The 16,441-nt window shown below is 38.1% G+C and carries 14 protein-coding genes; 4 read left to right on the plus strand and 10 right to left on the minus strand.

Annotated features, from left to right (window positions below):
• Positions 1 to 263: 263 nt before the first annotated feature.
• The gene (locus LG336_RS18630; protein ID WP_404328989.1) at positions 264 to 1,736 is read right to left on the minus strand and encodes an NCS1 family transporter; all 1,473 of its coding nucleotides are present in this window, start codon (positions 1,734 to 1,736) and stop codon (positions 264 to 266) included.
• 786 nt (positions 1,737 to 2,522) lie between these two features.
• Positions 2,523 to 3,308, minus strand: a complete 786-nt coding sequence (locus LG336_RS18635; protein ID WP_404328990.1) for an HAD family hydrolase — start codon at positions 3,306 to 3,308, stop codon at positions 2,523 to 2,525.
• A 194-nt stretch (positions 3,309 to 3,502) separates the two neighbouring features.
• Here LG336_RS18635 and LG336_RS18640 point away from each other — a divergent pair, with 194 nt between their 5' ends.
• Complete coding sequence (locus tag LG336_RS18640; protein WP_404328991.1) at positions 3,503 to 4,453, plus strand: endonuclease I family protein; 951 nt, start codon at positions 3,503 to 3,505, stop codon at positions 4,451 to 4,453.
• Between the two features lie 90 nt (positions 4,454 to 4,543).
• Here LG336_RS18640 and LG336_RS18645 read toward each other — a convergent pair whose 3' ends face one another.
• From LG336_RS18645 to LG336_RS18655, 3 genes are all read right to left on the minus strand, one after another.
• On the minus strand, positions 4,544 to 5,338 hold the full coding sequence (locus LG336_RS18645; RefSeq protein WP_404328992.1) for an endonuclease/exonuclease/phosphatase family protein: 795 nt from the start codon (positions 5,336 to 5,338) through the stop codon (positions 4,544 to 4,546).
• A 2-nt stretch (positions 5,339 to 5,340) separates the two neighbouring features.
• Positions 5,341 to 6,996, minus strand: a complete 1,656-nt coding sequence (locus LG336_RS18650) for a PTS transporter subunit IIBC (RefSeq protein WP_404328993.1) — start codon at positions 6,994 to 6,996, stop codon at positions 5,341 to 5,343.
• A gap of 827 nt (positions 6,997 to 7,823) precedes the next feature.
• Positions 7,824 to 8,318: a hypothetical protein gene (locus LG336_RS18655; protein WP_404328994.1), complete on the minus strand. Its 495-nt coding sequence runs from the start codon at positions 8,316 to 8,318 to the stop codon at positions 7,824 to 7,826.
• A 290-nt stretch (positions 8,319 to 8,608) separates the two neighbouring features.
• Between LG336_RS18655 and LG336_RS18660 the strand changes: the two genes are divergently transcribed.
• A complete protein-coding gene (locus LG336_RS18660; protein ID WP_404328995.1) occupies positions 8,609 to 9,568 on the plus strand; it encodes a D-2-hydroxyacid dehydrogenase in 960 nt (319 codons plus the stop codon).
• A gap of 496 nt (positions 9,569 to 10,064) precedes the next feature.
• On the opposite strand, the gene LG336_RS18665 is transcribed toward LG336_RS18660, so the two are convergent.
• Positions 10,065 to 10,823: an NADPH-dependent oxidoreductase gene (locus tag LG336_RS18665; protein WP_404328996.1), complete on the minus strand. Its 759-nt coding sequence runs from the start codon at positions 10,821 to 10,823 to the stop codon at positions 10,065 to 10,067.
• A 186-nt stretch (positions 10,824 to 11,009) separates the two neighbouring features.
• Positions 11,010 to 11,864 (minus strand): manganese catalase family protein, encoded by an 855-nt coding sequence (locus tag LG336_RS18670; protein WP_404328997.1) that lies wholly within the window; start codon positions 11,862 to 11,864, stop codon positions 11,010 to 11,012.
• A 605-nt stretch (positions 11,865 to 12,469) separates the two neighbouring features.
• Here LG336_RS18670 and LG336_RS18675 point away from each other — a divergent pair.
• Entirely contained in the window at positions 12,470 to 13,684 is a 1,215-nt protein-coding gene (locus LG336_RS18675; protein ID WP_404328998.1) for a CynX/NimT family MFS transporter, read from the plus strand.
• 28 nt (positions 13,685 to 13,712) lie between these two features.
• On the plus strand, positions 13,713 to 14,387 hold the full coding sequence (locus LG336_RS18680) for an SOS response-associated peptidase (protein WP_404328999.1): 675 nt from the start codon (positions 13,713 to 13,715) through the stop codon (positions 14,385 to 14,387).
• Positions 14,388 to 14,457: 70 nt separating this feature from the next.
• On the opposite strand, the gene LG336_RS18685 is transcribed toward LG336_RS18680, so the two are convergent.
• The 3 genes from LG336_RS18685 to LG336_RS18695 form a co-directional block, all read right to left on the minus strand.
• A complete protein-coding gene (locus tag LG336_RS18685) occupies positions 14,458 to 15,576 on the minus strand; it encodes a YecA family protein (RefSeq protein ID WP_404329000.1) in 1,119 nt (372 codons plus the stop codon).
• Between the two features lie 150 nt (positions 15,577 to 15,726).
• Positions 15,727 to 16,026 (minus strand): hypothetical protein, encoded by a 300-nt coding sequence (locus tag LG336_RS18690; RefSeq protein ID WP_404329001.1) that lies wholly within the window; start codon positions 16,024 to 16,026, stop codon positions 15,727 to 15,729.
• Positions 16,027 to 16,094: 68 nt separating this feature from the next.
• Positions 16,095 to 16,316, minus strand: a complete 222-nt coding sequence (locus tag LG336_RS18695; protein WP_404329002.1) for a hypothetical protein — start codon at positions 16,314 to 16,316, stop codon at positions 16,095 to 16,097.
• Positions 16,317 to 16,441 lie beyond the last annotated feature (125 nt).

Raw genomic sequence — 16,441 nt, forward strand, 5'->3', positions numbered from 1 at the left:
CCTGTAGTTCAACTACTTCCATTTGTATCCCATCTTAAACTAGAAAAAAGACTGGCTAGCCCGCTTATGGTTTACCAGTCCTTTCCATATTCATATTTAAAAAATTAAATTGCTAGAACCGTTTTGGAGAATGACATCGCCGTAGCATCACTTAAAATTCTCAACAATCGATTTGACTTTGTACCTTCTTCCTAATTAAATGGTCAATATGCTGTCGTTCTTGTAAAAACTGTTTACAGTTAGCGTCCTCATTGCTCCCCTTTTTAAATTCTTTCACTTACAGTCTCGGGAGCAACCACTACCTCTTCGTCGACAGGAATCTTCCAATCACGTCCAACAGTGATGCCTAAATATTTTTCATCACTTGGATTTTCAATTTCAGCTTGCTTGTATTTTTCAAACCACCAGTTTTTTGCTAAGAAATAATAAACAACTGCACCCACAGCAAACCCAACGATGGAGGAGTATGTCGGAAGTAGATTTGCTGCAATACCACCGATGATCCAAGCTATCATACCAGCTAGGTTGAAACCACCTAAATACTTGTATTGGCCTTCCGTTTCATAAAGTTCCTCTACATTGACCCGTCTCTTCCGTATAACATAATAGTCAACAAAAAGAATTCCGACAATTGAAGACAAGACTCCACCAATGATAAGGAGTGCTGAAACTAAAACACCGAATAAGCTCCATGGCTGAGCTAGGATTCCTATAATCCCCGCTACGATAACACCAACCCAAAACGGTACCTTAGGTCCACCTACATTTGAAAAAATCGTCGCAGCCGGAATAACATTTGCTGACGTATTCGTTGACCATTGGGCCAAAACAATCATTAATAAAAGAATCCCCAATATAAAACCACCTGCTGCTTCTTGAAGTGCGACAACAGGATCTGCATTCGATACAGCTATATAAGATACAGCTCCAATGACGACCATAAAAGTATTAAATATTGGCATAACAACCAGGCTACCAATAAGTTGTGTTTTATTTCGTTTAAACCAATTCCGCTCGTGCTTTGGAGCTTTGAAAAATCTCGATAACGAAGGCATATCTGCAGCAAGCGTTGCCCAAAAGCCCATATTTGCCATTATGACAACCATGAATGCTGTAAACACCGACCCTCCAGCAACAGGCGTTTCCACCCATGACCAAATATCCTTCCCTTGTGCCGCAGCTTGATCTGATAAAGTCACGTACATCCAACAAGAGATTAGAATGATAATCGGGGCTGCCAAGTCGGCAAACCGCTCGATGGATTTAATCCCAAGTGAAGTATTGAATAACTGTAACGCAGCAAAAATTAGAAAACAAACAAACCAATTATCAAAACCAAATAATAAATTCAAGATTGCATTCATTGCGGTTGAACCAAAATAGGTGTTAATCCCAAACCAACATGAAGCGGTTATCCCACGAACCACTGATGGTATATGGGTGCCTATCGTACCAAATGGAGCCCTCATATAGACTGGGAAGGAAAGTCCGTGTTCCACCCCAATGTCCCCAATGACAACCATGAAGATTCCAATTGCGACAGAACCGATAATCGTTGCAAGTATAACCATATCTAGCGGTAGATTGATAATGCCACCGCCACCAATGGCGAAGGCTGCCAAAACAATGGCCATCCCAACCCAAATGACCGCGAATCCGAATGTGCCAATTTTTCGCTCACCATGAGCAATAGGGAGTAAGTCTGGGGATTTTAAATAGTTGCTCGTCTTTTTCATATAAACACCCCTTTTTTTTGAATATTCGGAATTAAAATCGTAAAAAAACTCAATTTCTTTACTAGTAATGATATTGCTAAGTGAGTATGTGTATCAATCCCTCCCCACAGAAAATGGTTTAGCCCTTTTGTCCGATTATTTAGCTCCTAATGTTGATGGTTTCCACCATTTTGAGTAATGATTTCATCTTTGAATAGGGCATCCTTTTTGTTATGTATCGGGTAGCGGTGACAAGTGTCCTATTTTACAACTACTCTTCTTCATAAGTTTAGTTAAACCCTCCTTATATCGCAGAATATTCAGAAAATATATTATTAAACATAGGCCATGCCTGTGGTTTACTTTTACTCCTGCCCTAACCTCACCCTCAATCTATTTCTAGGTTTGAGAAAAGAGCCTTAAAAAAAGAATAAAGCAAATTGACAGGGTTATCCTCTGTTTTGTGATTATTTCTAACGTATTTTTCGAAAATTAAAATAGAGAAAATTTTTAGTTGCCTAGTTAAAGGGGAATAAGCCACCAACATAATCTTTTTGAAATAAGAAAAGACTATTATTTGGAGGTGATTTGATATGAATGAAAAAGAAACTAGCTATCCTAATGTTCAATTAAAAGGAAAGTTGAATAAACAAAAAGGGGAAAAAGAAGCAGGTCATTTAAGATATGGACAAACAAAGAAATCTAAATAGAAGAGTATAAAATAGGCATCGGCTCCATACCGATGCCTTTAAACTTTGCATTCTTTGCTAACCACTAACAATTCTTTACAGCGTTAGTAAACATTACTTACTTTAACTTCTCCAATAATGGGAAAAGCTCCTCAAGATGCTTGATTTCATACGTTGGCATAACTTCATTTCGCTCTTTTTGGTGACGATTGATCCAAACCGATTTCATCCCTACTCGATTTGCTCCGAGGATATCTGTCATTAAATTATCTCCAACCATAATGGCTTCTTCTTTATCTAGTCCCATAAGTGACAATGCATGATCAAAGATACCTGGGTCTGGTTTTCCTCGACCATAATCACCAGAGATAACAATTTGCTCAAAATAAGGCACAAGCTCTGCTGTAATTTCAAGTTTAGTTTGTTGCAAATCCGGCGAACCATTTGTTAATAGCAAAAGCCGGTAGTCTCTCTTCAATGCATCTAATACCTTAAAGGTTTCTTCATATAAAAATGGAAGCTTCATTCGGTTTTGTGGAAAGGCCTCCGCTAACTCCAAGCCAAACTCTGGATCAGTGATTCCCAATTTTTTCAGACCATTTGTCCATGCATCCTTGCGGTATACTGGGGCAATGTTTTTTAGTTTTTGAAATTCTTCATGATCGTCTAGAAAGTTTCCCCACAGCCCCTCAAAAGGGTTAATTCCAATCATTTGAGTAAACGAGAACGTTTCATAAGAAGAGTATAGTTCTCTAGCTGCTTCACGTACTGCATCTTCTAAATGACTCGAATCTACCCCGTATCTTTCCTCCGCCAGTTTACAAGTGGCTACAAACGCTTCCTTAATACTTTTTTGATCCCAAAGAAGGGTATCATCTAAATCAAAAAAAACTGCTTTAATCATGATTATCCTCGCTTTTTTCTTCATTTTGTATTGTTTACTAGTTTACCATTTTTCAAAAAAAATGAATATATGAAAACTCAAACTATTCAACCTTCATTAAAATATCTTTTATAATATAGATATGTTAAAAGAGTTTGTTGATTTCCGCTCCAATCAACGTTACAAAATAAATTCAAAGGCTTAAGGAGAAATATATGGGTAAACGAAAAAAACAGGAACAAAAGAGGAAAAAGATAAAGTATCTTGGGGATAGCTCTTCTAATTCCATTGACTTATCCAAACAAATGGCTTTTTTAAGAGCTAATAAGCGTCGAATTCAGGCAGACCATGAACTTTATTTTAGTGAAAAGCAAAACCAAATTGATATCAATCAATATTATGGCTCCTTGTTGAACTATTCACTTGATTGTTCCAGTTTATCTACCAATCTAACAAAACTATTAACGAAAACTCATAAACATCATGTTCCCTATTTTATAAGTAAAGATTTGTATTTATATACATGGGTAGACTTATACCCGGACGGAACAGTGAAAAGTATTTATTCAGGGGAAGAAAAGGACCCAGTTTCCTTGATCGAAAAAGATCACGAAGTCATTCAGGAAAAGTACGAAGAATTTATGCAAACACTCCATCAGGTGGACCAGAACGAATTTGTATCTTTAAAAGAGCTAAAATCCATTGAGTGGAAATACAAATTTAACACCGAACATATAGTCCCGCAATCGTGGTTCCAATCACTTGAACCAATGAAAGGCGACCTGCATCATCTTTTTACATGCCAACCAGATTGTAATATCTCAAGATCGAATTTTCCCTACGCTGATTTCAACTTCTATACACCCGAATCAGATACTGAACCCATACAAAATCATTGCGGAGTCACAATCAATGAACGCTTTGAACCAGAACACGGCAAGGGGAAAAGCGCTAGAGCAATGTTATATTTTTTGTTGCGGTATCCTCTTGCCATAAAGAAATCTTTTAGAGTCTTGGTCGATATTCCTTTACTCATTCATTGGCACCAGCAATTCCCTGTAACACTGTATGAAAAGCATCGAAATCAATCAATATACATGATTCAAGGGAATAGGAACCCCTTTATCGACTTTCCTGAATTGGCTGAGGCAGTACACCTTAAATAAAGCCCCCAAAACACTCTTTTATATTTTAGTTTCCAAAACGTAAAAAAGGTATCGTCTGTAAAGAGCGATACCTTTTAGAGATTTAAAACCTTATAAATTCACTTCAAGTTCTAATCCGTAATGATCGGATACTACTGGCTTGTTTTCACCGTTAAAAATAACATTGGATTTGACTATTTTAAACGGATTACTTGCCAAAATCAAATCAATTCTTAAATCTCTTTGATTGTCTGCCCACCCCTGGATTTTCCCTTTTACCGTAGAACCTGAATCCTTTTCTAAGGCTAAATGATAAGTATCATAAAGCCCCTTACTCCCTAGATAGTCATAACCTTCATTCCTGATATTGGCATCATTATTAAAGTCGCCCATCAGAAAATACTTCGTTCCTTCCCCATCGGCTGCTTTGCATAAGGATTCAACCTGAGTTTGATAAGGTTCCTCATCATCTCCCCACCAGCCAAGGTGACAGCTATAGAACGATACTAACTCACCGTGGTATTGGATTGTTGCGCCAACGATTTTTCTCGTTTTCCAATAATTTGTATCATGTGATTGGGTAATAAAGAAAGAATGAGTCTTTTTAATTGGATGCTTTGTTAAAACTGCCAAACCTTCTTCATAGATTTCAAATCCAACATGTGAGAAATCCCAAGTGAAATTGTAATCTGTAACCCCAAGCTTTTCTAGTTCTTGGAGGAGCACTACAACAAAATTATCTGCCTTTAAACCGTCAATCATTTGCTCTGAACCCATTTTCTGACTGACTTCCTGAAGAGCAATCACATCATAGGATTGCTCTTTAATGGTTACAGCCAGTGTTTTAATTTTTTCAATTTGATTTTCTTCCTGCCATGAATGACAATTTAATGTTAATAATTTCATCTTTACGCTCCTAATCGGTCCTGAATATCTGACTTCAATACATCCGCTTTTGGACCATAGATTGCTTGTACACCTTTATCTTTTAGAATAAGGCCTAGTGCTCCATTTAACTTCCATTCCTTCTCTGATGCAACAGCCTCGATATCTTTTACCGTTACACGAAGACGAGTCATACACGCGTCCACATCCTCAATATTCTCTTCTCCACCTAGTAACGCAATGATAGTAGAAGCTTGAGAATCATCTGCTTGCTTCGTATCTGAACCAGTAGAAGGAGTAGTAGCAACATCGCTATTATCTTCTTCAACATAGTTTCCTAGTCGACCTGGAGTAGCGTATTTAAACTTTTTAATAATAAAGTTTGCAACGGTAAAGTTTAGTCCGAAGAATAGCACACATGCCACAACAAAGTAAACAAGATCAAGCCATAATCCAGCCTTGAGAATCATTGGAGTCCGCGTGATAAATTCAATAATTCCAAAGGAGTGAACACGAATATTAACGATATCAACAATTGCAAAAGCCAAACCAGTCATAATCGCGTAAGCTCCGTAAAGAACAGGTGCAACAAACATAAACATAAATTCAATTGGTTCCGTTACCCCTGTTAAAAATACAGCCAATCCAGCAGATAGGAACATTGACTTGTATTTTGTTCGCTTGTCTTTATCAACATTTCGGTACATCGCAAAAGCAATCCCGATAAGTGCCGCAGTCGATAGAATCATTTGTCCAACCTTAAAACGTGCAGGTGTAACATCGTTTAATAGGGCTTGATAACCAGCTGTATCTCCAGCAGCAAGAAGATTATTCAAATCAGCAATCCATGCTAACCAGAGTGGATCTTGTCCAGCCACCGTTGTCCCAGCACTTGTACCCGTTAAAATCGTATAAGTCCCACCTAATTCGGTATAGTTCATTGGTACTGTAAGCATATGATGCAACCCGAACGGTAATAGTAAACGCTCTAAGGCTCCAAAAACAAATGGAGCTACTACTGGAGCTGTATCACGTGAGGTTGCAATCCAACGACCAAAATCATTTAATAAACCTTGGATAAATGGCCAAACCAATGCCAAAATAACGGCAGTTACAATGGATCCGCCAATTACAACGAATGGCACAAAACGTTTTCCATTAAAGAAAGCAAGCGATTGAGGAAGTTTACTAAAGTTATAATATCGATTAAAGAGATTCGCCCCTAAGAAACCAGAGATAATCCCAACGAAAACACCCATATTTAATGCAGGTGCTCCTAGTACGGAGATAAAATAGTCACTTACTACTAATTCACTTCCAAGCAAAGACGTAACAGTTGCTTCAGTGTCTGCTAACATCCCATTATTCACACCGAAGATTGCGCCTGTGATTCGATTAATAAGGATAAAAGCAATTAGTGCCGCAAAGGCTCCACCAGCACGTTCTTTAGCCCACGAACCACCAATTGCAACAGCAAAGAGAACATGAAGGTTTCCAATGATTCCCCATCCTATCTCCTCCATGATTACTGCGATGGTATGTACAAGGGTTACATCTCCACCCATCATCCCAACTAATTTCCCTAAAGAAATCATAATCCCTGCTGCTGGCATTACTGCGACAACGACGAGTAACGCTTTTCCGAATTTTTGCCAAAAATCAAATGACATAAATTTCATTTTTCCCTATCTCCCCTCAGCAAATCGTCAAGCAAACGTTTGCAATCATTTTAAAAATTTTTAAGTTTATAATCTCTTGCATAATAAAAGTTTAGTATGTTCGGTTCGGTTCTAGTTATGCCAGGATACCATATGTAAATCTCTGTAAGGACCTTCTTTCAATGAACGTGTATCAATGAACCAAACATCGTGGATAAATTTGTTAGGCAACGGCTTGTTTCCACCATACTGTTTTCATGTTGCTTTCCTCCTCTGTTCCCTAAATTAAAATATCACATTTTTAATTTTTGTGCAATCGTTTGCATTTTTCTTTTGATATCTCTTTAATTGTTAGACAAAGGAGGTAAACAAATCAGCCTTCCTAAAGTGATTTAATGACAGCCATATAATGGAGTTGTTTCATTTTTAAACCCCCATGTAACCTCTGATTGTTTGAATAAGGGGAGTTTTTCCCGTTAAGGCAAAGTAAAATGGTCCATTTTCATGTTTTTCGAGTAAATAGGGGGAATCTTTCCCTCTATTTCATCTATTTTTCGTGCTATTTCCCCAATAAGAGGAATTTCTCCCCTTATTTTAGTAGCTTATCGCCTGGCAATTCTTGAAGATTTGGAAATCGCTGAACCGGGCTTATCTTGGGATAAAAAATGCTTGGAGCATATGTCTCCAAGCATTTTTCTTTTCTGATTAACTTGCCAAATTGCTTTTTAATTTTAGTGCGAATTACTATACGAAATGCAATGTTAACTCATATTTTGTACTTCAAAACAGAACCCGTTATTTATATTAGCATGTTTTTTTATCTCGAACATCCCCCTACTAATTCAATCTTATTTCCTTTCCATGCTTCCTCCCCAAATAATTCGGTTAAACTCAACGACTGTTTTCATCCACCAAAGCCATCGAGAAACACAAGGAGCCTGTCTGTTCTGTTGAGCTGAGGTTTGATTTTCGTTTACGGAAGTATTTTCTTTATTTGCTTCCGGTACTGCTACCAATTCTGTTTGAATCGTCTCTTCTTGCTTTTCCACTGCTGACATTGACTTAATTGCTTCTGTTATTACATCTACTAGCTGATCTTTCGTAAACTCTTTAATAGAAATCCAACCACGTGGGTCGATTTCAAGCCCATATTGTTTTATGGTTTCAGGTGCCATGTACTTTCCTATCACATATCCATTACCGCTTGTATGCAACTGTGTGCCTACGACTTTACCTCTTTGTTTACTTTCTGGAAAATTAAAATTAACTCTTCCATTGCTAATTTGGTTTTCTTCAAGGTTAAACGAACGGAAAATAGCCTTTTTCTCTTCAAAAGATAACATCTACTTTCCTCCCCCTCCCGATAAAATTAGACTTTAAATGTTTTCAACTTTTTCCATGATAAAAAATTTAATAGTTTCCTACTATTGACAAAATAATAATCCTCTATTAAGACTTCCTTCTAAAATTAAAAATCCCTGCTCCCCTTTCTAAAATAGTTTTTAATTCTTTTTATTACTTTTGAAAAATCAATAAACACTTATTGTTAGGAGTGTTACTACTTGGGAAAAGAAGGTATAGTAGAGCAATAGAATCCTTTTTTCATTAATTAACACGCTAAGGAGGGAGTAACTTGGGGAAAAGAACATTACTCATTACACATAATATAGACGATAGGCTAATAGACGCTGTTGAAAGATTAACACCTGAATGGAATCTGATTACTGGGAGAGATCCTTCTATTTGGCAGAGTCATTTACACGATGCTGAAATTATTGTCGGTTGGAAAAAAGAAATGACAGAAATGTTTGAAACCACTCCTAAATTACGCTGGCTCCAATCATGGAGTGCAGGGGTAAACAGCATGCCTCTACACAAAATGGAATCTTTTGGTGTCAGGTTAACAAGTGCCAATGGAGTCCATGCCTATCCTATCAGTGAAACAATATTTGCTCTAATGCTAGCCTTAACGCGAAAAATTCATACATACGTAAGAAACCAAACCTCAAAAACATGGAATCATGCGGGACTTAATTTGGAAATTCACGGGAAAACAATCGGGATTATTGGTGTAGGAGCTATTGGGAAAGAAACGGCTAAAATTGCAAAAGCTTTTGGGATGAACGTAGTAGGTGTCCGTCATACTGGAAGACAAGAACAATTTGTAGACAATATGTACTATTCACATCAATTAAATGAAGTACTTCCACAATGTGACTATGTTGTCGTAACTCTTCCGTTAACAGCGGAAACCCGCCATATATTTGGGGTAAAACAGTTCGAGTTGATGAAGAAAACGGCTTTCTTCATTAATACCGGGCGTGGCCCCATTGTTGACGAAGGAGCATTAATTACCGCTTTAATTGAGGATCAAATAGCAGGTGCTGGCCTTGATGTGTTTGAAAAAGAGCCTTTAGACAAAACAAGTCCACTATGGGAGATGGAGAACGTCATCGTTACGCCACACACAGCGGGAGCCACCGAACATTATGCTAAGCGCGTAATTGAAGATATTTTTATCCCGAATCTCAAACTTTACTTAAAAGGTCAATCGCCTGACATCAACTTAGTCGACTATAAAAAAGGGTATTGAACAAACGAAAACCAAAAAGAGAGCTGGGGAATCAGTAACGGGTTCCGTTTCCTATCACAAACATTAAAAATGCAACTTTATCCTTAACTGAGTAACCAGTGATATTTAAAATAAGCGGAGATTTTCCCGTTAAGATGCAGAATAGAGCTCGTTCCGGGGGATATAGAGGGAGATTCTCCGCTTATGCCATGCAAAATTACCTATTTTCACATTTTTTGGGTCAATAGGAGAAATTTCTCCGCTTATTTACCAAACCCGTTTTTAACTTGCCCCCAACCGATAAAAGCGGACCCTAACGGACCCAGATGAGGGAATCAGCATCTTTTAACGGCTGCCAAAAATGGAAATTAAAAATGGCTCAGTGCAATGAACTGAGCCATTTTATTTTTAATTGCTTGGACAGATACAAAAGGCATTACAAATTGGGCTACATTTTCGCTTGCATTTTCAGTTTTTCGACAGGAAACGGAACCCGGTAGGTGAATCAGCTCTCTCATTATTCTCTGCGATAACGAAAACCTTGCCTTTTTAAGGCAGGAGCAACTGCCTTTTGGTAGGCTTCAAATCCATTATCGTAGAAATGAACAATCTTTGATGACCAATTTGAAGTATCATGTCCATTCGTTCGTTCTGCCATATAAGCAGAAACGGTTTGATCATATTCGTCCATTAACGATTGCTGTTGCTCTCTGTTATACTTTTCTTTATGATGAACGGCTTCCAGTGGTAGTCGCGGCTTTTGTTCTGGTATCGCTCTCGGATGACCAACGACAAGACCTGAAATTGGGAAGACATATTCTGGTAGTTGCAAGGCATCTATATATGTATCTGGATTCCTCCTGATCCCTCCAATCGGAACGATTCCAAGCCCCATCGATTCAGCTGCAACCGTTGCGTTTGCTAAGGCAATTCCAACATCCGTGGATCCAACGATAATCGCCTCAATATTATCAGCAACTTGAAACTTTTTACCCTTGTTATCTGCCGCTAACTTCGCCCGATAAAAGTCAAGGCAAAACACAAAAAATACCGGTGCCTCCTCAATCCACTTTTGCTTGCCAGCAGCCTTCGCCAATTTTGATTTTCTATCATTATCACGTATTTCAATCACACTTACTTGCTGGCCGTTAATCCAATTTGGTGCAGCCATCGCTGTTTCAATGATTGTTTTAGTTTGGCTTACACTTACCTCTTTTTCAGGATCAAACTCACGAATAGAACGGTGATTTTTTAATAATCGAATAGTTTCGTTCATGACTATCACTCCTCACTGTCCACCTTACCTTAATGGAGTCATTATAATCAAATGATACCGTCTAGACATCCATCCGGTAAAAGGATCTAGAATTAAAAACCGCTTGGAAAGTGTAATTTTCCAAGCGATTCTTCGGAATATCCTCTCAATATAAAAGAAGCAAGGCAGTGGTCTTTTTACTTTCATTTATGCGAGATTAGGAGGAATGTCGTCATTACGTAGCACAATCGGCAGCGTGTCATGAATGTATTTTGGCGCTGGGTTTAACTTTGGCTTTTCCCCATACGGTTGAGGGTTCTGTACATACTTAAACGTACCTTCCCCATCCATACTAGGTCCATTAGCCCAACGGCCTTTTGCACTTTGGTCACCTTTAGAATAATTAAACAGAACATGTGAAACTTCTCTTTTTTCTTTTTGACGTGGGAATGTACTTGGAACAACGATGTTTTCTTTTGCTTCTAATTCACAAATAGCTGCGTACCATTGATTTTGATGCATCGTATCACGGGCGATTAACCACGACAACATATCTTTTACCCCGCGATCATTCGTTGCCTCATATAAGCGAACAGCCTGAAGCCGTCCCTGCGACTCTGAATTTAAATTAGCGCGGAAATCAGCCAGTAAATTTCCACTGGCAATAATGTAGTCAGCTGTCCATCTGTTGCCTACACTGTCAGCCGGCATCGCACCTAGTCCTGAAACAATGGCGTGTTGAGGATTCATCCCGCCTAGAATTGCCCCAATAACAGGATCTTTCGCAGCTGTCTCAAGGTCACCAACAGGTGCTCCATCAAGAAGTCTTGCAATCATTGTAGCAAGCATCTCAATATGTGCTAATTCTTCTGCTCCTGTATCCATAAGTAAATCTTTATATTTACCGTTTCCGCGTACATTCCATCCTTGGAACAAGTATTGCAATGCAACAGAAATTTCTCCAAATTGGCCACCCAGGACCTCTTGCAGTTGTTTGGCAAAAAGTGGGTCTGGCCGTTCAGGCTTGGCATGGTATTGTAGTTCTTTAACATGATAGAACAAAAATAATCACCTTTCTCCCCGGAAGTTTCGAATACAAAATTAGAATATTCAGTAAGGAAGAAATGGGTGAAAGGCAAAGGTTAATCCCTTGTGTTAATAACTAAGCGTTAAGAAGGCTTTTTGGCTTGTGATAATTGGGAGAGGGCCCAGTTGGAAGAACAATGTAAATTTTAATAAGGGAAACATCAGTTAAAGCAGCCAATTTGGGATACTAGGAGGAAATACTTTATTTATGATTATTTATTTCGATTTCGACAATCTCTCCATTCCCACAATGCTCACATTTCTCTACTTCTTTCGTAAAACCCATACATTTTTTACAATAGTGTTTTGTCATTTAAATCCTCCTCCTTTTTAAAAATAAATAACACTAAATTTCTAATGTTAATTTGACATATAGCCTTATATTTCCTGCATTAAAGTAAAACTTTTTTAAAATTCACAAAAAAATATCATACTTCTCATCTATTCCCTTATTTTAAAAATAATAAACACACTCATTTCATGTCAGAACCTATACAAAACTCAAAATATTCATTATAATAGTGCGAATAATGAAATTACACTTAAAGTTTTCCATCTTTTTCAAGGAGGAGCGTTTGGAAATGAATTCTACCCGTTGGGGGAAAGTATTATTATTTATGGGAATCATCTTTGTAGCTTTTAACCTACGTCCTGCGATTACTTCTGTTGGTCCCCTTATAGGCTTAATTCGGGAAGATACTGGGATTTCAAATAGCTTAGCTGGGTTATTAACGACATTGCCACTCGTGGCATTCGCAGCCATCTCCCCATTAGCTCCCAAAATTGCTAAAAAGTTGGGGAGTGAGCGTAGTATACTGCTAGGGTTAATTGTATTAGGAATTGGAATTTTCATTCGGTCAATTGGGATATTAATCCCTTTGTACATAGGAACCGTTCTTATAGGGATAGGAATCGCCATCTGCAATGTTTTATTACCAGGAATTGTTAAACATAAATTCCCCGGAAAAGTGGGCTTATTGACTGGGAGTTATACATTGTCGATGGCCTTTTGGTCGGGACTGGCACCGGGGCTAAGTTTCCCGTTAGCTGAAAACCTTCACTTAGGATGGAAAATGTCTCTTGGGGTATGGATCATTTTGCTTTTCCTAGCCATTGGCTTTTGGCTTCCACTAATTTGGCGTAGTAATAAAGAGACCCCAAAACCGCAGGGGAACATAGCAAATTCATCCATATGGAGTTCAGGTATCGCTTGGCAGGTTACTTTATTTATGGGGTTACAATCTCTGGTGTTTTTCAGTTTTTCGACTTGGCTTCCAGAAATTCTTCATGATCAAGGCCTAAGCATCACGGCAGCCGGCTGGGTTGTTACCTTGATGCTATTTTGCGGACTTCCTGCTAATTTTCTCATTCCAGTTCTAGCAGATCGTCTACCTAATCAGAAAGGAATTGCTCTAGGGATAGGACTCTTTTGTTTCACTGGTATTATCGGCCTATTATTTGGAGGAAATTCATTGGTCCTAATTATTAGTTCAATTTTAATCGGAATCGCTCTTGGCGCAGCCATAAGTCATGCATTAATTCTTATAAGTTTACGGGCAGCTAGCGTCTCACAAGCTGCGGATTTATCAGGGATGGCTCAATCCGTCGGTTACATCTTGGCAGCAGTTGGTCCGTTTATCCTTGGATATCTTTATGATGTGTACATGAGCTGGACGTTTCCACTTATTCTACTAGCCATTGTGTCGATTCTATTCACCATTGCTGGCATTGGAGCTGGGCGTAACCAGTATGTCCATCAAGAAAACAATGAAATAATGACAAGTAAAACATTATGAACAACTAATCCTTTTCGAGGTGAAGAACATGTGTGGTCGTTTTACATTAACAGCAACGTTTGAGCAGCTAATTGATCGATTTGATATAGAATCCTTTCTCTTGGATGAAGACTACAGCCCAAATTATAATGTCGCCCCCTCCCAATCAGTAATAGCTGTTTTAAATAATGGATCCATTAATAAAATGGGCTATTTAAAGTGGGGGCTAATTCCTCCTTGGGCTGAGGATCCAAAAATTGGTTATAAAATGATTAATGCCAGAGCAGAAACTCTTGCTGAGAAACCCAGCTATCGTAACGCTTATCGAAGTAAACGCTGTCTGATTGTAGCTGATAGTTTTTATGAATGGAAGCGAGGGAATCAAAACAAAAAAACACCTATCCGCATTAAATTGAAAACGGATGATTTGTTTGCAATGGCAGGTCTGTGGGAGAAATGGACCTCTCCTGACGGACAGTCCGTCTTTTCGTGTACAGTTGTTACCACTAGCGCAAATGAACTTGTCCACGATATTCATGAACGGATGCCCGTCATTTTAAAGCCTGATGATGAAAAAGTTTGGCTTAACCCTAAAAGTAACCCTATAGAACTAAATCACTTACTTAAACCATTAGACAAAGAACTTATGGAAGCTTATGAAGTAAGCTCTTTAGTGAATTCTCCAAAGAATAACTCCGTGGAACTAATTCAAAAAATATGTTGAGAATAGAAGCGAAGATGTACTTATAAAAAGTGAAACAGCCTAGTCATTCTAGGATGTTTCCCCTTTTTCCTCAATTATCAAAGAATCTATTCTTAGTTTGACTTCCTCTTTTCAATCCAGCACGGTTCAGCATCTCATCTTTCATTGCCTTTTCCATTAAATGATCTAGTTTTTCTACCTCATCATTTAATCTTTCCTCCATTTTACGGTAGGACTTAGATAAAGCTGTCGCACTCACTACATACCGTTCAGCTAGCTCCTTTTGGGTAAGGATACCAAGACCTGGGATATTCGTATCAATAAAATAATGCAGAGCGGCTGCATAGACTTCCGGCTTCCTTATACTAGGTTTTTCCTTTAAACAATAAATGTTCCACATGATTGCCCCTAATTCAAGAAGCTGATGGGAGTATTCGTAATCTTGTGTCGCCCTCTCTGCAAAGAGATCGACGACTCGAAAATAGGTAGGATCATCCCAACGCAATTCCTCAACAGGATCGAAATCAAACAAGACCCAATTTAAAATATATGGAAACTCTATGGTTAGGAACTCAGCGAAATCATTATAGTCGCTTTCCTCATATAACTCAGATAAGGTTTCAGCCACGATGTCTCCATCTCCCTCCCCAAAGTGAAGGGCTAATAAAAAGTAAGAATAGTAACTACCATACGGCAATAGGAAACCTAAAAGAGACATTCCTACTTCAAGCTTAGGAGCATTATCAAATACTTTCACTCGTTTTATTTCCTTTGTAGCCACATCCTCAACTTCCATCCAATTTCCATCAGTCATTTTGGTAATTTTAGAAAAGCTTGGAGGGATTTGATCCCATTTTTCTAATTGAGCGATAACTGCGGGACGTAGTTGCTTTCCTCGACGTTTATCTTCAATGAATTGTTGGACGAGGGTTTTATTCATGAAAGGCTTTTCTAATGTTGCCCATAATATAAGGAGTGTGGTTAGAAGAATTCCTTCTTCCTCCGTAATTTCATCTTCAGGAAAATAATTATCAAGAATGGAATAAAATGTTTCCGCATCTTTTTGTTCAAAATATTCGTATAGCTGTTCCTGGAGTTGATTTAATTCTTTGCCAATAATCTCATCCATGGAAACAACCTTATTTAAACAGCATTTTTTATACTTTTTCCCACTGCCACAAGGGCAATCATCATTACGACCTATATTCATACTTCCTATCCTTTCTGTGGTACTCTGTAAGTAAAGTTTCTTATACTTTCTATCTGCATGTCAAGAAAGGATGGTAAGTATATAAGAAAGGACACACCTTGACGGAATGCCCATATCTATCACATAGCCCATTTATCTCCATCCAAACATCTATCTATATCGAGTTTTTGAGCGATAAGCGTCAATTAATAGAAGCACCCCTGTAATCATATGCAAAACCATCCCTACAACTGGAATCCATGCAAGTAATGATGTAATGATTCCCATTATACTCCCGTGCTTATTTTGAAACTCATTAACTGAAAATATGAGAGTAACAATATGCAATACGAGCATCACAAGCAGTGGAGTCCAGCCAAATCCAATGACGATTGCTCCTCCAAGGACTGGTATTCCTAAGAATGCCTCCAAACCACCAGTTATCCATTTTAAAATCGTTGAAGTGCCCATACATGATATCCCCCTTTCTAGTTTGCCATCTTCTATTACGATAATATAGTTCCTTGTCTTATGTGTACTTATTTGATTTGCAAACCATCCTTCTGCTCAATGGTCATTTTTTCTAGCTCAAGTTTCATCTTTTCGGTTTCGATTAAAAAGTTTTGATTCTTTAGTCTTTCAAGTTCTAACTCGTCTTTCAACATCTCTTGCTTCATTTTTGTTTGTTTTTGAAAATGACTTGTTATAATTGCAACAAGCGGAATAGAAAAGACCAATATCACAGTTATTGTCCCTGTCATCCTTATCACCTCTTTAAAAATCTCTTCACCTCTAATTATACGACTTTTCTTAAAATACAAACAGCCTTTCGTTGATTTCGAGCATACAGAAATAGCCCAAATCCAAGACATTCGGATTTGGGTAT

The organism is Mesobacillus maritimus (assembly GCF_044803185.1).
Taxonomy (GTDB): domain Bacteria; phylum Bacillota; class Bacilli; order Bacillales; family Cytobacillaceae; genus Mesobacillus_B; species Mesobacillus_B maritimus_B.